Below are 18151 nucleotides of genomic sequence, written 5' to 3' on the forward strand. Positions count from 1 at the left end.
TCCGCTGTCAGTGGGCGGGCTCCCTCGACGCTTCGGTTGTCGAAGCCGGAAGCAGTCGAGGGAGCCCGTTCGGGATGCTCGCATGGGAGTCGTACGTGGAAGCACAAGCACTACGCGCGCAGGGGTGGACGATCTCAGCGATCGCCCGGCATCTGGGCGTGACCAGGTTGACCGTGCGCCGCTATCTGAGCGGCGAACGCGTCCCGGGCCAGCGGGCCCGGACGGCGCCGGACCCGTTCGAAGAGTTCGTCGAGTACTGCCGGCTGCGGCTGAGCGCGGACCCGCATCTGTGGGCGACCACGTTGTTTGACGAGGTCACGGCGTTGGGCTATCGCGGATCTTACCCGTCGTTCACACGGGCGCTGCGCGCGCGGGAGCTGCGCCCGGTCTGCGGGCCGTGTCGGTCGGGCAAGACTGGCCAGCGGGCGGTGATCGCCCACCCGCCGGGTGAGGAGACCCAGTGGGACTACCTGGAGCTGACCGACCCGCCCGAGCACTGGGGCTTCCGCGGCAGCGCGTTCGTGCTGCTCGGGGTGCTCTCGCACTCTGGGCGTTGGCGGGGCTGGATCACCGAGTCGCTCGACCAACCGCACCTGATCGAGGGCCTGGACCAGGTCGTGGGCCGTCTGGGCGGGCTGACCCGGCGGTGGCGGTTCGACCGGATGTCCACGGTCTGCCACCCGGGCTCGGGCCGGCTCAAGGCCAGTTTCGGGCCGGTCGCGGTGCACTATCGGGTCGGGATCGACATCTGCCCGCCTCGGCACGCCTGGCGCAAGGGCGCGGTGGAGAAGAGCGCGCACGTGATCGCGCAACGCTGGTGGCGCACCCTGGCCGACGACACCACCCTGGCCCACGCCCAGGCCGGGCTCGACCGCGTCTGCGCCCGCCTGGACGGCCGTCGTCGCGTCGACGCTGCTGGGGTCAAGACGACCGTGGGCGCGCTGGCCGAGGCCGAGGGGCTGCGCCCGGCCCCGGCACCGCTGCCGGCGGTGCTCGGGGTGGAGCGCACCGTGTCCGAGCAGGCCCTGGTCTCCTTCCGCGGCAACCGCTACTCCATCCCGCCTGGGCACACCGGCGAGACAGTGCAAGTCCGCCATCGGCTCGGCACCCCAGAGCTGGACATCACCACCGCTCGCGGCGTCACGCTGGCCCGTCACCGTCGCTGCCCGGACGGGGCCGGCGCGTTGGTCCGCGCCGATGAACACGTCGCCGCCATGACCCGAGTGGTGCTGGCCGAGTTCACCGACCGGGCCCCGTGTCAGCGCAAACGTCGGTGTCCACCCACCGCGCAGGCCCTGGCCGAGGCCGAGCGGATCCGCCGCACCCGTAGTGGCACGCCCGTCGAGAGCGGTGAGCAGGTGGTTATCGACTTCGACGCCTACGCCTCGGGCGCCCGCCCGCTGCGCGGGGCCAACCCCGGCGCCGACGCCCGGGAGAGCTCATGATCACCCGGCCCGAACTGACCGAGCCCGAACCGACCCAGCCTGACGGCTCGAGTGAGGCGGCGACCTATCAGCGGCTGCGCGCCCATCTGGACACCCTCAAGCTGGGCACGGCCGCGGAGGCGTTGACCGGGGTGCTCGACACCGCCCGCGACCAGCAGTGGACGCCCACCGCCACGCTCGAGCACCTGCTCGGGCTCGAGGTCGTCCAGGCCGAGGCCCGCCGGCTGGCCGGCCGGTTGCGGTTCGCCTGCCTGCCGCACTCCTGGACCCTGGCCGAGTTCGACTTCGCCGCCCAGCCCGGGGTCGACGAGAAACTCGTGCGCGAGCTCGCCGCGCTGCGGTTCCTCGACGACGCCGGCAACGTGTTGTTCGTCGGCCCACCCGGCACCGGGAAGACCATGCTCGCGCGACTCGCCCGCGCCGCAGTCAACGCCGGGCACCGCGTCTACTTCACCACCGCCGCCGACCTGGCCAAACGCTGCCGCAAAGCCGCCCTCGAAGGACGCTGGGCCACCGCCATGCGGTTCTACTGCGGGCCCCGACTGCTCGTGATCGACGAGTTCGCCTACTCCCGCACCGCCCCCGACCCGGACGCCAACGCCGCCCTGTTCGAGGTGATCAACCGCCGCTACCTGAAGTCCTCGACCATCGTGACCAGCCACGCCGGAGTGGCCAGCTGGGGCGACCGGCTCGCCGACCCGATGCTCGCCGCGGCCCTGCTCGACCGGCTCCTGCACCGCGGCATCGTCGTCGCCATCGACGGCCCGTCCTACCGGATGCGCGCCCACCAGCAACGCAGCGACCAACTTCGCCGCGCCCTCACCGGCCCGGGACAGCCATGACTGTCCTGTCCGAGCGCCCCTGCGCGACCTGCGGCACCCGAGTGAGCGTGACCAGCCGCAACCCGAACCGGCGGTTCTGCTCGGCGCGCTGCCGCGCCGCACACCACCGCACCCAGCGCCCGGCAAACGCCGTCACGAACGCCGTCACGCGCAGCGCTCTCACCAGCCCGAACGCCGTGAAGGCCGTCCCTGACGCCGTCAGGAACGCCAGCCCACCAGCGAACGCCGTCCCCGCCGCGAACGGCATCCAACGCTGCCCGCACTGCCACACCGAACTCGCCGTCATCGCCGTCGTCGTCCCCGCCGAAGCCGCCCACATCCGCACCCCGGAGGTGACCCACATGAGCCCGACCTGACCACTACCCTTGGCCGGGCCAGGGTGATCACTCTCGCCGATCAGAACTGGTCACTTTCGCCGAGCGCCAGCACCTGTCCTGGTGCTCCATTACCGCGATGCCCAGCCGGCGCAGGGTCTCGGGGGCGGACAGTTCGGCCGCCGCGGCGCGCTCGGTCAGCTTGATGAGGCGGTTCTCGCCGAAGAAGGCGCCCTGTGCATCGCGCGCCTCGGTGGTGCCGTCCGAGTAGAACAGCAGGCGGTCACCCGGCTCGAGCTGTCGCGCGACACCGTCCCCCACGAGGCGGCCGTCGCCCTGTTCAGCGGCTTCACGCCGAGGGGCGGCCGGGCAGGGCCGGTAAGCTCCTTGACGATCTTGCCGTGGCGTAGCAGCAGCGGCGCCGGGTGGCCGGCCAACAGGTAGCGAAGGTCGCCGGTGACCGTGTCGAAGCGGGCCAGGACGGCGGTGGCGAACTGCAGCGGACCGGGCTGGGCGGCGACGACGTCGTCGGCGCGGGCCGCGATCGCCGCGAGGTCGTGTTCGCCGGACGGCGGGCGTTGCGGATGGCAGTCATCACCAACGCCGTGGTCAGGCCGGCCCGGATGTCGTGCCCGACCGCGTCGAACACGGCGAGCTCGACGACCTCGCCGTCGACGTTGTAGTCGTAGGCGTCGCCGGCGACCTGGCTGTGAGGCTGCAGGAGCGCCGACACGACCACCCGTTCGGTGGCGAAGGTGCGTGGCGGGACCAGTTGCTAGAGCCGGTCTGACGGGAGGGAGAGCGGGCCGTCGCTTCGCCACCGTCTGAGCCGGTCGCTGTAGGCGAGCTTGGCCATGACGATGTGGCCCATGAGCCCGACCAGGGTCCACAGCCGGCGGCGGAGCGCGGGGCTGTCCACGGTCATCCGCGCCGCCCACGACCGCGACGACTCCTCGGCGGACCGTCAACAAGCGGTGCTCGACCGAACAGGTCGACTTCCGGACCGGCTTCCAAGCCCTCCAGCGACAGCTCGAAGCGAGCGTGGAACGCGCCTGGGCGTCGGGCAACCTCATTCACCAATCTCTCTGCAGCATCCGCGAACACATCGCCGACACCAGACAGATTCTCCAGCGCCTCCACACCCGAGCCGCTCGAGGCTGACGCCACCGGGCGCAGACCGGCGGCGGACGGTTGGGACCTCGGGCTGCTCTTCCTCGCTCGTGATCGACATGATGCCGCGAAATTCCACCCCGTGTCCAGGAACCGGGGAAAGGCCCGACCGTGGAAGGGCCAGACGTCACCAACGGAGAAGAACCCAGGATGCGACGTTCGGCTGCGGGGGCCGCCATCCGTCATCGCGTGAGTGAACCAGAACGTCGTGGGCGTAGCTGGCCAGCAGCGCCAAGCCGGCGACGACCGCGGTGAATTCCAACCCGATGGGTCGCGTCGGACCGCGGCCGCAATGCTGGTCAATCATCGCGACCAGCCCAGGGCGTGGCCCGCTCCGGGTCGGAGGGATGCCAGTCGGGAGCGACCTCCTGACGTCGCAACGGTGTCAGTCGCAACCGCCGTGACCTAGCATGTCCATTATCCCGAGCGGGCTCAGCTCAGGCGGTGGTGTCGATGACCGGGTTTCGGTGACCGCCACTGTGGTCTCGCATCACGCGCCGTTCGTGCGCGCGATGGAGCCTGCCTTCGAGCTTCGCAAGGGCAGCGGCGAAGGCCGGGTGGAACCCCGAGCCGCTGGCCTGCACCCGAACCGTGACCCCTCGGCCGGTACCGGTGATCTGCACCCGGTCGCTGCGCTTCGCCTGGCGCGGGTTGTGCTCATGGAACACCGCGACCTGGTACCGCTTGATGCCGTCGTCGCAGCGATCCAAGTGGCGCATCTTCTCGACCACGTGGGCGCGTTCCCGTTCGGACATCACGAAGCCGTGACCCACGACATCAACGGGTCGGGCTGCAGCCCGAGGGCTGGTCGACGGCGAGGCGGCCTCATCGTGAGCGCCGGCCGCTGACGGTGCCATTGCTGTCTCCCTAGCCTCGGTGAAGCGACTGACGTGGAGCTCTTGTGCATGCTGCGATCAGGCCCCGCGCGGCGCGAGCTGCGGTGCCGGTGCCCCGGAGGCGAATGTCATACAGTCGGCCTGGGCGGCCCGTCGTGGCGGTGAGGGGTGCGCCGGCGGAAGACCCTGCGCGGTGCCCGCGGGCGCGGTTGCGTCGGGTCGATGGGCGTGGTGGCGGCGGCAAGGAGCCGGAACATCTCGGAGGCGTCGCATCCCCGGTACACCGTCGCACCTCGTGCGTCGGTGACGTTGTTCTCGCCGCCGGTCGGCGTGTTGCGCCACGGCAAGGGGTGCTGCTTCTCCGTGACGGAGCCGCCGTCGGCATTCCTGGGCTGGTCGTGATGTGAGCGTCCTGACCGCGGTCTGGTGGTGGGCACGGCTGCTCACCGCACCCGTTCCGGGATGTGGTCGAGCGCGTGCAGGACGAGGACGGCGAGCTCGCCGGCGGCTTCTTTCGCCAGGGGCGAGTTCGCGACCAGCACGTCGGTGACGAGCTCGACCCGGCGCTCATAGGGGGAGAGCTGTCTGTCGATAGCGACGGTGGTCATCGTGTCACCCCTGGGACTCGGAGGGTCGGGCGGATCAGTTGCTGAGACCAGCGGCCGCCAGCAGAGCGGCAATGCTGTCCGCGTTGCCGTCGGTTCCCGCGGCCTCCAGCACGGACGGCGCGAGCGCGGGTGCGGTGTCGGGCGGGATCACGAGCAGCGTGACGCGGTGCTGCTCGGCAAGCACGTCGACAGTGTGTGCTGCCTTGGAGTTGAAGCCGGCCAACCGGATGCGTTCGCCCCCTACGTCCGCCTTCCGAGCGGCCGGGTCCCACTCGCCGAGCCGGTAGCTCACGCGTTCGACACGACCGAGGCGCCCAAGCAGAAGCGGCAGGAGATTGCTGAGTTCTTCCACGAGGCCGCGCGAGTGCGGCCACCACGCACCGTCGACCTGGCCTGTAGTACCAGAGCCGACGGACTTGACCGACAGCCTGGCTCGTGACTCGTCGCTGGCAGCTGCGGACGCGACTGGCGTGGGGATGGGTGTCGAGGTGAGGGCTACCGAGGCCATGTCGGTGCTTTCCGTTCCCGAGCGAGAGCGCCCGGTGTCAGAGTTCGCAGAGGTCGACGTCGACAGGCCGCCGACGTGCAGAAAGAACTCTGTGACCTTGAGCTTACGCCCTTCGCGGGGTGCTGGGCCGACCTGCTGCACGCAACCACCCATTGGCCGGCACATTGCGCTTGCCGAGCTCGGGCGCCGACACGCTCACCACCGGTGGCCGACACCCGACGGCCTCCATGGTTACCGAGCTGTTTCGCGGCGACCGACCGCCGTCGCCTCGCCGCCCGTGGTCGTCATGGAGGACGTCACGACCTGCGCCGCGAGAGGTACCAGTGCATCCGGGCCGAACGCAGGCCGGTGAGCCGCGACGAGGCGGCCGGGCTGGGACCGTCGCTGGAGGCTCGCGACCACAAGGAAGTGACCGGTGGCCCCGGAGAGGAACCGTTGCTCTGCGGAGCATCCGGAAGGGAGCTCGAGAAATTCCCGCCGGGCGACCCGGTCGCGGATGCGCCGTCTCCAGCCGGATCAAGCATCGCGCGGGCAGTCCAGGACGTTAGGGGTGGTGGTCGGTTGGTCCAGGACGTCGCCGATCGTCTGCCAAGGGCTCGAGGATCTTGGCTGTGGGCGGATCGGCCCGCACCGAGTCGCGAAGCAGCCGTCCGGGGAAGTGCCGTGGCGGCGATACGGCGGGAAAGTGCTCACAATGCGTTCCCTGCGGGTGTGGAGGCAAGGGGCGCCAGGTCGCGGGTGGGCACGGTGGTGGGCACGGTGTGGGGGACGGTGCGGTGGTGGCCGGCGGCGTCGAGGTTGAGGGTGGCCAGGACGGCGTCGGCGGGACCGGCAACCAGCCGCCAGCCCGGGTCCACCTGCCGCAACGGTTCGGCGATCGCTTCGGACCCGACGCCGGCCAGGTGCACCTGGGTGCCGCTGCGCTGGGCCTTGGCAACCGTTGCTCGTAGTTCGCTCGCCGCGTCCGCGTCCAGCTCGTCGACCAAGGACAGATCGACGATGACGTGCGGGGCGCGGTGAATCTGCTGCTCAAGCCGAAGCATCAGCAAGGAGGCGGTCGATTGCCACAGCGGCCCGGCCACCCTAATGATGACCACGTCCGGGTACGGCGCATAGAGCCGCACGTCCAGCGCCTGCTGGGCTCGTGCAGCCAGGATCGATGAAACCGAGGCCGGCGTCCTCGCGCAACCGGGCCCGCTGGCCAGGTCAGGCGCGCTGGCTGCGGGCTGCTCGAGCGTGAGACTCACCGTTGCCGCCCTGCCGGATCGGGCGGCCAAAGTGCCGCCTGGTCGGCGAGTTCGGCGCCCCCGGCTGGGCCGCTCGGAGCGAGCCCCGACCGGCCCGAGGCCGGGGACCACGGCGACGGGGGCACGCCCACTGCGGTAAGCGCACAACATCTGCCCATATTCAACATTCCTCGATCAAATCGGTGACTAACCGTAGAGCTTCTCTCGCCGGAGCTGGGAGAAATGACAACCGAGGGCTCGACATTATGAGTCCTCGGCGAGGCTGCGCAAGACCGCCCCTCTCGGCTTAGTGGAGCCTTGCTTAACGACGAACTTCTTGATCCATGCCCGGCTGACGATCATCGCTGTCGCTGCCGAAAAGTAAGCGGGCGCCGACAAGTTGTTGAAGTTGTGGCCGACAGTCGGCGTCGGCTACGTTGTGATCTACATCATCGACTGTCCTCGTAGGGCGCGTCGTCGCAGCCCCTGGTGGGGGGAACGACGGGAAGGGGCCGACCTGGCTGGTCGAACCTGGTCGAGGCCGGGGTCGACTCGGCGACGAGTGGGATCACGGAGAGCATGCGCGTGCTTGGGCACGGCACGTGTAGCCGGGGTGCAGTGGCCAAGAATGGGGTTGGTTCGCCACTGCACCCTCTACGAATTAGCGCCCGACCACTACGTTGTCCCGGCATTGACTCACCGCGCGTCCACCGTCGGTCCCGTATCTTGTGAAACTCGGTCGAGTAGGCTAGACGGCGTCCAAGTATTTGCAATATCGCTGCGTCGCCTGTTCCTGCACTTTAGGAACGGCCAGGAGGGAGAGCAAACGGAGATGTCGGATGCGCTGCACGGGGAACGGCCGCCGTCACCATCTCGCCTCATCGGCAAACCACCCAGACCCCTCCTGCGCAGCACTACGCCGACCACCCCTACGGGAACTGACCGGCCATCTCGCGCCGCGCCGGGGGAAGGGCGGGCGCGCACCTTCCGGTGGTGAGCCGGGGGCGCTTCGGCGGCCTGTGCGTTTCACAGGCCCGTCGAAGGGAAGTCGCGCGATGGTCGCTGCTCGGCAGCGGGTGGCAGAACCATCCGGACAGGTCGAGCTCCGGGCGCGGATCGAGGAGCTGGGGCAGACCGTGCGGCAGCTGCGTTGCGCGAGGCGGTCGCGCAAGCTCTTTCACCACGTGGCCGGTGTCGAGGCCAGCGACGATCCGACACTGCACCTCATCCTCTCCCAACATCCCGTTGATGCTGAAAGACGGAGGGCGGCTCGTGCCGATCTCGGTGTTCGTGCTCGATGATCACGAGATCGTGCGCCGCGGCGTTACGGCACTGCTCGAGGCCACCGACGACATCCAGGTGGTGGGCGAGGCGCGCACCGCCGCCGAAGCCTGTGCCCGTATCCCGGTGGTCCGGCCCGACGCCGCGGTCCTGGATGTGCGCTTGCGCGACGGCGACGGGGTCATGGTGTGCCAGCAGGTGCGTGCGACGACAGATCCGCCGCCGGTGTGTCTGATGTTCACCTCGTACTCCGACGACGAGGTGTTGTTCGGGGCGATCATGGCCGGCGCGGCCGGCTATCTACTCAAGCAAGTGCCCGCCAATGAGGTGGTCGCCGCGGTGCGCACCGTCGCCGCCAGGGGCTCGCTGCTCGACCCGAACGCGACCAGGCTGGTGCTCGACCGGCTGCGGCACGGACACCCCGACGAGGACCTGGGTTATGCAGCCTTGTCGGCGCAGGAACGCCGGGTCTTGACGCTCGTCGCCAGTGGGCTGACCAACCGGGAGATCGGCGCGCGGCTCTACCTTTCGGAGAAGACCGTGAAGAACTACGTCTCGGCGATGCTGCACAAACTCGGTCTCACGCGTCGAACCCAGGCCGCGGTCTACGCGATCGAACACGGTTGCCAGCGCCCGAGGGGCGCCCCACTCTGAGGTCGATCGCGAAACCGGCGATCACTTCGGGCGGCGTCGCGCTCGGCCGTATCGTGTGCCGCCGACCAGGAGCGCGCCAGCGGATGAACGAGGCAGCAGGGGCGTGGTGATCCGCGCGCCGGCAAGCGGTGACCCAGATCGAGATCGCTGTCCAGCGGCGGGCTCACCCCGCGCCAGATGGACTCGCGACCTGTGAACGCCCCGGGGACACCTGGGTGCCGGTCCGCCCGGCCACAGGTGCCTCAACATGCGGGCCCGGGCCCCTGCCGGCGGGTCGTTCGCTGTGCCGCTCAGGAGGCTGCGCGTGGGGCTCGGCAACCGCGGCGGGGGGACGGTCGCGAGCATCCTGGCGCGGGCCGTGGGCTGGGGATGAGTAGCTGGGTCAAAGCCCTTCTCCGGGGCTGGTGCGGTCGAGTTGGCGGCGAAGGCCGGCGAGTATGACGTCGAGTCCTTCTTCGAGCTCGCGGCGGCCGTCGTAGGAGGCGAGCTCGGTGGCGAGGGCGCGGAGTCGTGGGAACTCCTTGACCGGGAGTCGGTGTAGCCCGAGCCGGAGGAGGTCGTCGGGTTCGTCCGGGTCGAGGACACGCTCTTGCAGCTCGTTGAGCACGTGCCCGTGCAGGAAGCCGATGTAGAGCCGGTAGGCGTGCAGCGCGCCGCGCTCATCGAAACCGACGCCGACCAACAGCTCGAGCAGCGCCTCCAGCGGGCGCAAGGTCCCGAGCGGGCGCATCGCCAGGGGCGTCGCCAGCGGGCGGGTCACCAGCAGCGGAACGATGCCGGGATGGGCGAGAGCGATCGTCCGGAAGGAGTGCGCGGTCCGTCGCAGCACGCCTTCCCAGTCGTGGTCGACCGGTGCGGGCACTCGCAGCTCACTCAGGACGAGTTCGACGACGCCGTCGAGCAGGTCGTCCTTGCCCGCTGCGACCCGGTAGAGGCGCATCGGGTCGCAGCCCAGGGCCTTTCCCATCCGGCGCATCGACAGGGCCTCCACGCCCTCGGCGTCGATCAGACGTAGTGCGGTGTCCAGCACCGTACGTCGGGTCAGCACCGGGCGGTGGTGCCGGACCGGCGCTTTCGTGGAGGTCGGCATCGCGTTCGTTTCCTTCCCGTTGTCCGTCGAACGTCTACAGCGTAGTGTCTACACCGTAGCGGCGCGCGATGAACAGGAGCCAGGCATGCACTGCGGAACGGTCGCGTGGTTCGACGCCCAGCGTGGGGTGGGTGCCATCACCGTCGATGTGTCCGGGGCCGAGGTGTCGGTGCGCTCGACTCAGATCGACGGGGGCGGACGACAAAGCCTGACGGCGGCCACCCGGGTCGCCTTCACGTTGCTCGACCACCCGTGCGGCCCCCGCATCGTCGACGTCTTCGTCCCCTGACCCTTCGGTTGCACTCGTCCCCCGCATGAGGGTCACGCCAGTGCCGGATCGGGGAAGGAGGCGGTCGCAGCGTCGTCGCAGCGGCAGGCAAGCCCTCGGCGATCTCCGCACGTGATCGACAGGAGTTCTCCCTTCCTCGAAGGATCAGTGAAGTGGCTCAACCAGGACCGGGATTACGGCTTTATCCGTCAGGGCAGCGGAGACGAGCTGTCCGTCCACGTCTCCGACATCGACACATCTGCCCTCAGCGAGGTGGCGGGTCGCCCCGTCGAGTTCGACCTCGCCCCGTGCGCGCCGGGCCGGGTGGCGAACCACGTCCGTACGGTGTGAATCGCTCTCAGCGGGCGACGAGCGGCGGGAGCTGAGGACATGCAGCTTCCCGAGGAGCTCGTCGAGTCATTTGCCTCCCTGGACCGTGCGCGGCTCGGCAGGACAGACCAGCGCAGTCGCGAGACCCAGCTCGTCGCTCGCCAAGACCTCCTCGACTACATCGAGGCGCTCTGGCAAGACGTGGAACGCGCCGGCGAGCGCCCCGGCGTGGGGGAGAAGTACCAGGCGCTCGCGGTGGTGCTCGACCTGGCCCGGTCGCTGACCGCCGTCGCGTTCGACGCTGTGTATGACCAGAACTCGTCCGAAGCCGATCCCGGCACATGACTACCCAGGGACGGTTCGACGATCGAGACGCCGCTGATGCGCTGTCCGCGTATCTGGGGCATATCGGTGAGAGCGCCCTGCTGACGGCGGCCGATGAGTGCGATCTGGCCAAGCGCATCGAGGTGGGCCTGTTGGCGGAGGAACGACTTCGCGGCGGAGTCGACGGACCCGATCACACCACCGCGGCCGCGCATGATCTGCGCGCCCTCACCGAGGACGGCCATGCAGCAAGAACCCACCTGGTCGAGGCGAACCTGCGGCTCGTCGTGTCGATCGCCGGCCGCTACCTCGGCCGCGGTATGGCCCTGCTGGACCTGGTGCAGGAAGGCAACATCGGCCTCATCGGCGCGGTGGAGAAATTCGACTACACCAAGGGATATCGGTTCTCCACCTACGCCACGTGGTGCATCCGCTACGCCATCGGCCGAGCCACAGCCGAGCAAGCCCGGACGATCCGGATCCCGGCGCACGTGCTGGAGCTGGTGGCCCGGCTCGACCGGACCAGCAGCGAGCTGCTCGTGCGTCTAGGCCACCCACCGACCGCAGCCGAGCTGGCCGCCGAGCTGAGGATGCAGCCCGCGCAGGTCGTGGAAATCCGGCGCTGCACACGCCGGACGCTGTCCCTGGACATTCCCGTGGGCCAGACGGGCGATCTCCGGCTCGCCGACCTCACCGAGGACCTCGAAGGTGACCGCGCTGCCGACGCCGCTCAAGCCGCGGCGCTGCGGACCGAAGTCCGGGCGGTACTGGCCACGCTGCCGGCACGAGAGGCCGACATCCTCCGCCGCCGCTTCGGCTTCACCGGCGAGCCGCCGCAGACATTCGACGAGATCAGCCGAAGCTACGGTGTGAGCCGGGAACGCATCCGACAGATCGAGGACAAGACGATGTCCAGCCTGCGCAAACTCAACCGAATTCGCACCCTTCACGCCTACCTGTGCTGAACTCCCACCTCGACCTTCGGCGACAGCTCACAGGGTCCTCAGCTTCGGCGGCGCTGTCCGCGCACCTCGACCGCGCCGCGGCTTCCGCGTTGCCAACGGTTGGTCGCGAGGACGCGCAGCTCGTGTGCGGCCTCCCGCCGGCGGCATGCCGGGAGCAGCTGGACCCATGAGGCGACGGGGGATCGCGCATTCAAAGCGCCCAAGCTGCTGACGGCGGCGGCCGAACCGATGTTGGGCGGCCGCCGTGATGTTCCGTTTCGACAACCTCGTCGCGATGCGTACCAGCGTCGAGGCGGGGTAGGAGGATGCGCGGGGAGAGTGCGAGCGTTCTCCGGGGCGAGCGCAGGTGTACTGGTGGTGACCGCGTGAGGCGGCCGCTGGCCGGGTTCTTCTTCAGTCGGCGTTAACCGCGCCTTATCGTCGGCAGGACCGCCTTGCGCAACCAGTTCGACCAACACGCCCAGGCCGAGGCCGGGATATGGGCGGCACTTGTATACATCGCTCCTCGCCCTGGGCGCTCCGGTCGCCGCTCGGTCGTCGGACCCCTACGGCGGTGCCGCGGCCGTCGCCGGGGCCGGCCCACTCTGGTGGCCGCCCCTCCGCCGGCGCGTGCCTCGGAGCTCTTCACAGCGGTGGTCGGCCGCCTGACCACCTGACGACCGCTCGGGCCCTACTCGGTTCGGACCGAGCGGCGAGCCGCGGCGCGGTGTGGCAGGGAAGTATGCGCTCGCCGGTGCTACTTGTCCTTCCGCGTGGGAATGACGGCCCTGTTGAGGGCCGCGGCCGCGGCCGACTTCTTCTCGGCACGCTTCTGTTTGATGGTCTTGGCGGACTTCTTGCTACTGGACTGGCGCGGGGACTTGTCGGACATGGCGGATCTCCTTGGTCGGCGGGAGGCGCCGCGTTCGGGTGTTGCGCCAGTGGGACGCGGGCCATGGAGCCACAGGCTTCCTCCGTGACTGTCCTCCTGCCGCTCTGCCCACGCAAGCGGCACCGGCCCCGGCCTCGGTGGCGACGTCCGCGTGCCGCGGCTACGTTCCGGCGTCCCGTGAGCAGCCCCTGCGGCGACGCCCCGACCGCGTACGGTGGGCTATACCGGGAGCATTCCTGTACGCGGGCGTTCGGCCCGCTGTCGTCCCCGGTGAACGGCCAGGCCGGGCGGATCGCCGCCCGGGGACGGAACATCGGCATGACATCGGTCCCGCTTGTCACCACCACGGGCCACCAACGGGGGCTCGCACTCGTGTGCGGAGAGATCCGGGAGGGTTCGGCCCTCACCGAGCAAGCCGGGCTCTCCCTCGCGGCCCCCGTTCTGGGCGCGCTCGAGCACCTCCGGGAGTGGGTGCGATGAACGGGCTCAACGGCGCCGCCCGCGGCGCGCCGGGCAGGACTGTCGAGGACGAGTGGGCCGAGCTGGACGAGGGCCCCCGCTGCCTGGCCTGCGTGCACCTGTGGTCCGAGCACTCGCCCATCGACGTGCGCTTCTGCACCGCAACGCTCGCCATGTCCCACGAGCGCGGCTGCATCTGCGACCCGGCCAGGGGCAGCTGAGACAGCCGATATGGGTAGCTCTTGTCATGTGGGCAGGGGCAATTGGGCCATGCGGAGGCATCGTGGCTGCCATGGAGCTTTGTGGCCGGTGAGGACCGGTGGTGGAGAGGCTGTCGCGGTCGACGCGCGGTCAGGCTGATATGCGCGGGTTGGTTACCGCATGACCGGGCGTTCCTCGGGAACGGGCGCGCCTCCAGGGGGTGAGCGTCGCCGCCGCGATCACGCTGCGCGGGCCGATGCTCATAGATGTGCCACCGATCGTTCCTCGCACTGCCCGGCATCACCGGTCCTCACTGGTGCTCGGGGCGCCGACCAGGTCAGCCTAGTCTAGCTTGTGATGGTCCACTCGACCGCGCCTACGGAGTCGTACTTGGTCACGGCCTGGTCGAGGATCCGGTCCCAGGTTCCATCGGCGGTCCATCGGCGCAGCCGCTCATGGGCGGTCTTCCAGGGCCCGTAGCGTTCGGGCAGATCTCGCCACGGCGCTCCGGTGCGCAGCTTCCCCAGGATCGCGTTGATCACCTGGCGGTGGTCGCGCCAGCGGCGGCCGTTTCCGGCCACCGCGGGTAGCAGCGGCTCGATCCGAGCCCACGCCTTATCTGTCAGCTCGCCGCGACCGACCACCCGGACATGATCAATCAGGCCAGCTCAGATCCCTTACAGGACACGCGATCTAGGGAGTCATCGCGCTCCGCGTGACCGCATCAGCTCACCGCCCCGCCCACAGGGCGCGCAGCCTGCGGCGGGCCTGACAGCGTGACTCGGGTATCCGCCAGTGGAGCAGTGCGGGACCGCCTCGGCAGCCCGAACGAGCGGTTCCGCCTGCAGCAGAGTCTGGAGCAGGCCGCCACCGGCGACGGCAGCAGGCTGAGCGACGGGTTCGACGCCCGGCAGCGTCCGACGAGCCGCGGCGGTCTACGCGGGGACGGTCGGTTGGAACAGGTGGACCTCCTGCTCACCGCGTCGGATCAGTGCCCAGGAAGCCTTGGGGACTTCGGTCCACGCGCCGGGTAAGTCGCGCAGTGGTTCCGAGACGATGAACCGGGTGGCGGTGCCCAGCCGCTCGAGGGACTGGAGGTCCGGGTACAGGCGGCGGACCTGCACGACGTCGTTGGAGAAGTAGAGCGAGCTCGTCGCCTTCTCGCTGGAGTAGCGGAAGGCCCAGATCGACTCGCCGTCAGTTGCCGCTGCGGTCATGTGCACCGGGCATTCGATGTCGTGGCGCGACCCGATCTGCTCGATGAACCCGACCGCGCGGGCGACCGCCGCGGGCGGGTCGTCCATCAGACCGAAAGTGAGCGCTAAGAAGAAGAGCGTCTCGGTGTCCGTGTTGCCCTCGATCAGCGGGTACAGCGACGGGTCCACCGCCATCTGGAGGGCGTGCCTGACCCGCGGGAACTCGGCGAGCGAGCCGTTGTGCATCCACAACCACCGGCCGAATCGGAAGGGGTGGCAGTTGCTGCGCTGGACCGGGGTCCCGCTCGACGCACGAACATGCGCGAACAGAAGCGGCGTGCGGATCCGGGGAGCGACCTCGCGCAGGTTCTCGTCGTTCCAGGCAGGGTGGGTACTCTTGAACACCGCGGGCGAGGTGTCATCGGGGGAGTACCACCCGATGCCGAAACCGTCGCCGTTGGTCGTGATCCCTCCGCCGAGCCGGGCGTGCAGGCTCTGGTCGATGATCGAGTGCTCCGGCCGGAACAGCAGGTCGTCGGCGAGGATGGGGTCGCCGAGATACGCCATCCATCGACACATCGTGGTCACGTCCTTTCAGCGGAATGACGGGGACCACCGAACCGCCCGGGAGCGGCCGCGGTGTCCCCCGAGGAGGGCGATTCCAGTGGGCCGTACCGCAAGTGCAGGTCGGCGAGGACCTCGAGGTCGAGCAGCTCACCGCCGTTGATGCGGTTGTCGTAGTTCTCGCTCCCAAGGAAGAGCTCGAACCGTCGCCGAACGGCGGGTTCCCAGCTGTCGTCGAGTACGCCGGTGTAGAAGCCCCGTGCCGCCATCAGCGTCTTCAGCTCGACCGCGAGCTCGGGACCGATCGGGACGAGCTTGTCCGTGTCGCTCGGGAAGTACGAGAGCCTGTGCAGCGCGTAGCACCTGACCAACTCGTCGATCGGCCGGGCGTGGTCGTAGATCGAGATCACGACGTGCCGGTCGTCCAGTGCTCCGTAGCCGCCGTCGCGCCTGACGACCAGCAGCGCGGCGGACTGTTGCCCGCGGATGTCGCCGCCCGCCCGCTCGCCCGACTCGAGGGCTGCGATGAGACTTTTGGCCAAGCAGTCGCGAGAGGCGTCGAAGGTGGCGACCATCCGGTCGACGACGTCGTGGCCGGCGAGCCCGTTGCCGAGGGCGACGCAGTGGCGGCCGCTGGCGCTGCCTGCCCAGCCGTCCCAGGAGTGCAGCTCGGCGCCGGTGTGGCAGGCGACGCTGCCGTGCCGGTCGATCAGCGCGAACTGTCTCCTGCGTTCTTCGGGGTCACCGCCGAGCAGGACGTCGAGGGCCTGAGCGGGAGAGGCCCCGCATCTGAGCAAGGTCAATCCCACCGTGCCGTGCCGGGGATTCCCGAACGCCTGGGTCGCCACCACACCGACGTCTGCCTCACCGTAGGGGACGAGGCCCCCGACGCCGGGGAACTTCGACTGGACAGCGACGCCCAGATCGCCGTTGGCTGGGTCGAGGCCGAGGATCGAGTAGGTCATCGTCGTTGCGCCACAGCCGGGTAGCCCAGCAGGAACGACGCCTCCGCGAGCGCCATATCGGCGATCTCCTCGGGGGCGACGCTCTCGTTGGGAGCGTGGATCCGGCAGGATGGCTCCTCGACCCCGATGAGAAGGATCTCGGCCTCGGGGTAGGTCCTCGCCAGGACGGTGCAGAGCGGGATCGAGCCGCCCTGGCCCAGCTGCGAGACGGGCGCGCCGTAGACGGTCTTCATGGCCTCGACCATGGCACGGTGGGCCGGCCCGTTCGTAGCCGCGCGGAACGGGCGGCCGGTCGCCTCGATCTCCACCGTGACCTTGACCTGCCACGGGGCCACCTCGAGTAGGTGGCAGACGATGGCCTGGCCGGCCTCCTCGGGCGCCACGCCGGGTGGGACACGCAGGCTCAGGCGGGCCCTGGCCCGCGGCACGAGCGCGGCGGCGGAGCCGACGACCGGCGGGCAGTCGATCCCGAGCAGGGAGAGCGAGGGGCGGGCCCAGAGCATGTCGGCGATGGTGCCGTCGCCGAGTACCGGCGTTCGTCGGCGCAGGCCGCCGTCGACCCGGAACTGCGTCTCCGGGTAGGGCGCCCCCGGCCAGACCTGGGTGTTGGGCAGGCCCCGCACGGTCGTGTTCCCGTGCTGGTCGTGCAGGGTCGCCAGCATGGTGACGAGGGCGGTGAGGGCGTCGGGGACCGCCCCGCCGAACACACCGGAGTGCAGCTCCGAGTCCAGCGCGTCCACGGTCACGACGAGGTCGACCACACCCCTCAGGCTCACCGTGACCGCGGGCGAGCCGACCGCCGCGTTCCCAGTGTCGGCCACGATGATCGCGTGAGCGCTCAGCAGGTCAGAATGCTCGGGGACGAACGCCTCGAGCCCACCGGTGCCCTGCTCCTCGGAGCCCTCGACGACCAGCTTCAGGTCGACGGGAACATCGTCGCCGAGGGCTCGCACCGCGGTGAGGTGCATGAGGATGTTCCCCTTGCAGTCGGCTGCTCCCCTCCCGTACAAGCGGCCGTCGACGTTCGTGAGCCGGAACGGCGGGGTGTGCCACGATCCTTCGTCCAGCGGGGGCTGTACGTCGTAGTGCGCGTACAACAGAACGGTCGGTGCACCTGGGACACCGCACGGCCGCGAGCCGACGACCGCGGCGCTGCCGTCCGGTGTGTCCGCGAGTCGCACGTCGTCGAAGCCCACGCCCCGGAACGCATCGGCCACCCAGTTGGCCGCCCGAGTGCACTCCTGCGGCGGGAACTGGCGCGGATCGGCGACCGAGGGGATCGCCACGATATCGGCCAGCTCCGTGAGCGTCCGTGGCATCAGATCGGAGACACGGGCCCGCAGTGTCATCTCGTCACGGTCCCGCCGTGGCGCACCACCGTCCAGACGATGCCAACGCAGAGCAGCAGGATGGCGCCCGCCCCGACCGGGTAGGCGGCCAGGAACGCCAGCTGCACGACACCGTTGAACCCGGCGACGAGGATAGCGACGACGCGTGCCCATACTGTTCCACGCAGGAGGGCGGGAGCGGCAGCGAGCTCGACAACCCCGACCGCCAGCAGAACCCACCCCCATGCGGTGGCCTCCAGGAGCAGGACCAGGTCGGCGTCGGCGAGGACGAACCCCCCGCGGCCCAGCGCGGCGATCCCGTCCCACACGTTCCAGCAGCCGAGCAGGAACAGCAACGCGGCCACCAGCCGCACCATCACGATCCATCTGGTCCGTCGAGGCGCGCCCGGCTCGCCCGCGGCGATGCCACCGGTCATGTCGGTCCTCCTCCGGGAGCCGCCGGTGAGCCTAGCGGCTGCGGCTCCAGGGCAAGGTGTCGCGTCGGTTCGCTGGATCGCTCATGACGTGCCTCCACCACCTCGGCCCATGGTGGTCGCACCGCGGGTGGGCCACCTCACCTCGCGAGGGTGATCACCGGCTCGGCCGCAGGTGGCGTCACAGGTCGTCCTCGCCCTGCGGCACAGGAGACCTATGGCCCTAACGTCCACGTGCGCTGGACCCCGACCCTGCCGCCAGGACACGCGCT

The 18151-nt window shown here is 69.9% G+C and carries 22 protein-coding genes and 2 pseudogenes; 10 read left to right on the forward strand and 14 right to left on the reverse strand.

What is annotated here, in order from left to right:
• Window positions 1-158: 158 nt before the first annotated feature.
• The 3 genes from ACQP04_RS02195 to ACQP04_RS02205 are packed head-to-tail and all read left to right on the forward strand — an operon-like array spanning window position 159 to window position 2643.
• Complete coding sequence (locus ACQP04_RS02195; RefSeq protein ID WP_433505408.1) at window positions 159-1445, forward strand: Mu transposase domain-containing protein; 1287 nt, start codon at window positions 159-161, stop codon at window positions 1443-1445.
• A complete protein-coding gene (istB, locus tag ACQP04_RS02200; protein WP_433505409.1) occupies window positions 1442-2287 on the forward strand; it encodes an IS21-like element helper ATPase IstB in 846 nt (281 codons plus the stop codon). Before ACQP04_RS02195 ends, istB begins: the two co-directional genes overlap by 4 nt.
• Window positions 2284-2643, forward strand: a complete 360-nt coding sequence (locus ACQP04_RS02205) for a hypothetical protein (RefSeq protein WP_433505410.1) — start codon at window positions 2284-2286, stop codon at window positions 2641-2643. The genes istB and ACQP04_RS02205 overlap by 4 nt, the downstream gene beginning before the upstream one ends.
• A gap of 27 nt (window positions 2644-2670) precedes the next feature.
• On the opposite strand, the gene ACQP04_RS02210 is transcribed toward ACQP04_RS02205, so the two are convergent.
• Window positions 2671-2922 carry a SpoIIE family protein phosphatase gene (locus tag ACQP04_RS02210; protein ID WP_433505411.1) on the reverse strand — a complete coding sequence of 84 codons (252 nt, stop codon included), beginning with the start codon at window positions 2920-2922 and terminating at the stop codon, window positions 2671-2673.
• A gap of 26 nt (window positions 2923-2948) precedes the next feature.
• Window positions 2949-3152 (reverse strand): annotated as a pseudogene (locus ACQP04_RS02215) (SpoIIE family protein phosphatase); the annotation flags it as partial.
• A gap of 77 nt (window positions 3153-3229) precedes the next feature.
• Here ACQP04_RS02215 and ACQP04_RS02220 point away from each other — a divergent pair.
• Complete coding sequence (locus tag ACQP04_RS02220; protein ID WP_433508526.1) at window positions 3230-3391, forward strand: hypothetical protein; 162 nt, start codon at window positions 3230-3232, stop codon at window positions 3389-3391.
• Here ACQP04_RS02220 and ACQP04_RS02225 read toward each other — a convergent pair.
• The 5 genes from ACQP04_RS02225 to ACQP04_RS02245 form a co-directional block, all read right to left on the reverse strand.
• Window positions 3377-3526 (reverse strand): hypothetical protein, encoded by a 150-nt coding sequence (locus tag ACQP04_RS02225; RefSeq protein WP_433505412.1) that lies wholly within the window; start codon window positions 3524-3526, stop codon window positions 3377-3379. The genes ACQP04_RS02220 and ACQP04_RS02225 overlap by 15 nt on opposite strands.
• Before the next feature lie 682 nt (window positions 3527-4208).
• Entirely contained in the window at window positions 4209-4628 is a 420-nt protein-coding gene (locus ACQP04_RS02230) for an HPF/RaiA family ribosome-associated protein (RefSeq protein ID WP_433505413.1), read from the reverse strand.
• A gap of 422 nt (window positions 4629-5050) precedes the next feature.
• Window positions 5051-5215, reverse strand: coding sequence for a DUF6307 family protein (locus ACQP04_RS02235; protein ID WP_433505414.1), 165 nt, complete (start codon window positions 5213-5215; stop codon window positions 5051-5053).
• A gap of 34 nt (window positions 5216-5249) precedes the next feature.
• On the reverse strand, window positions 5250-5864 hold the full coding sequence (locus tag ACQP04_RS02240; RefSeq protein ID WP_433505415.1) for a DUF5994 family protein: 615 nt from the start codon (window positions 5862-5864) through the stop codon (window positions 5250-5252).
• Window positions 5865-6412: 548 nt separating this feature from the next.
• Complete coding sequence (locus tag ACQP04_RS02245) at window positions 6413-6970, reverse strand: sodium-independent anion transporter (protein ID WP_433505416.1); 558 nt, start codon at window positions 6968-6970, stop codon at window positions 6413-6415.
• A 1251-nt stretch (window positions 6971-8221) separates the two neighbouring features.
• Here ACQP04_RS02245 and ACQP04_RS02250 point away from each other — a divergent pair.
• Window positions 8222-8884, forward strand: a complete 663-nt coding sequence (locus ACQP04_RS02250; RefSeq protein ID WP_433508280.1) for a response regulator transcription factor — start codon at window positions 8222-8224, stop codon at window positions 8882-8884.
• Window positions 8885-9266: 382 nt separating this feature from the next.
• Here the strand turns inward: ACQP04_RS02250 and ACQP04_RS02255 are convergent, their stop codons facing one another.
• Window positions 9267-9932: a TetR/AcrR family transcriptional regulator C-terminal domain-containing protein gene (locus tag ACQP04_RS02255; protein WP_433505417.1), complete on the reverse strand. Its 666-nt coding sequence runs from the start codon at window positions 9930-9932 to the stop codon at window positions 9267-9269.
• A 28-nt stretch (window positions 9933-9960) separates the two neighbouring features.
• Here ACQP04_RS02255 and ACQP04_RS02260 point away from each other — a divergent pair, with 28 nt between their 5' ends.
• The 4 genes from ACQP04_RS02260 (at window position 9961) to ACQP04_RS02275 (ending at window position 11861) form a co-directional block, all read left to right on the forward strand.
• Window positions 9961-10263 (forward strand): cold shock domain-containing protein, encoded by a 303-nt coding sequence (locus ACQP04_RS02260; RefSeq protein ID WP_433505418.1) that lies wholly within the window; start codon window positions 9961-9963, stop codon window positions 10261-10263.
• A gap of 147 nt (window positions 10264-10410) precedes the next feature.
• Complete coding sequence (locus ACQP04_RS02265; protein ID WP_433505419.1) at window positions 10411-10593, forward strand: cold-shock protein; 183 nt, start codon at window positions 10411-10413, stop codon at window positions 10591-10593.
• Window positions 10594-10632: 39 nt separating this feature from the next.
• Window positions 10633-10917, forward strand: coding sequence for a hypothetical protein (locus ACQP04_RS02270; RefSeq protein ID WP_433505420.1), 285 nt, complete (start codon window positions 10633-10635; stop codon window positions 10915-10917).
• Window positions 10914-11861, forward strand: a complete 948-nt coding sequence (locus ACQP04_RS02275) for a sigma-70 family RNA polymerase sigma factor (RefSeq protein WP_433505421.1) — start codon at window positions 10914-10916, stop codon at window positions 11859-11861. Before ACQP04_RS02270 ends, ACQP04_RS02275 begins: the two co-directional genes overlap by 4 nt.
• Window positions 11862-12597: 736 nt before the next feature.
• Here the strand turns inward: ACQP04_RS02275 and ACQP04_RS02280 are convergent.
• Complete coding sequence (locus tag ACQP04_RS02280; protein WP_433505422.1) at window positions 12598-12732, reverse strand: hypothetical protein; 135 nt, start codon at window positions 12730-12732, stop codon at window positions 12598-12600.
• Between the two features lie 476 nt (window positions 12733-13208).
• On the opposite strand from ACQP04_RS02280, the gene ACQP04_RS02285 reads away from it, so the two are divergent.
• Window positions 13209-13412, forward strand: coding sequence for an RGCVC family protein (locus tag ACQP04_RS02285; RefSeq protein WP_433505423.1), 204 nt, complete (start codon window positions 13209-13211; stop codon window positions 13410-13412).
• 336 nt (window positions 13413-13748) lie between these two features.
• Here ACQP04_RS02285 and ACQP04_RS02290 read toward each other — a convergent pair.
• From ACQP04_RS02290 to ACQP04_RS02310, 5 genes and pseudogenes are all read right to left on the reverse strand, one after another.
• Window positions 13749-14054: pseudogene (locus ACQP04_RS02290) on the reverse strand (transposase); the annotation flags it as partial.
• Window positions 14055-14327: 273 nt separating this feature from the next.
• Window positions 14328-15155 (reverse strand): class II glutamine amidotransferase, encoded by an 828-nt coding sequence (locus ACQP04_RS02295; protein WP_433505424.1) that lies wholly within the window; start codon window positions 15153-15155, stop codon window positions 14328-14330.
• Window positions 15156-15172: 17 nt separating this feature from the next.
• Window positions 15173-16117, reverse strand: a complete 945-nt coding sequence (locus ACQP04_RS02300) for a DUF1028 domain-containing protein (protein WP_433505425.1) — start codon at window positions 16115-16117, stop codon at window positions 15173-15175.
• A complete protein-coding gene (locus tag ACQP04_RS02305; protein WP_433505426.1) occupies window positions 16114-17466 on the reverse strand; it encodes a dipeptidase in 1353 nt (450 codons plus the stop codon). The genes ACQP04_RS02300 and ACQP04_RS02305 overlap by 4 nt, the downstream gene beginning before the upstream one ends.
• Entirely contained in the window at window positions 17463-17882 is a 420-nt protein-coding gene (locus ACQP04_RS02310) for a DUF7144 family membrane protein (RefSeq protein ID WP_433505427.1), read from the reverse strand. The genes ACQP04_RS02305 and ACQP04_RS02310 overlap by 4 nt, the downstream gene beginning before the upstream one ends.
• Window positions 17883-18151 lie beyond the last annotated feature (269 nt).

Source organism: Pseudonocardia halophobica (assembly GCF_050948485.1).
In the GTDB taxonomy this organism is placed as follows: Bacteria; Actinomycetota; Actinomycetes; order Mycobacteriales; family Pseudonocardiaceae; genus Pseudonocardia; species Pseudonocardia halophobica.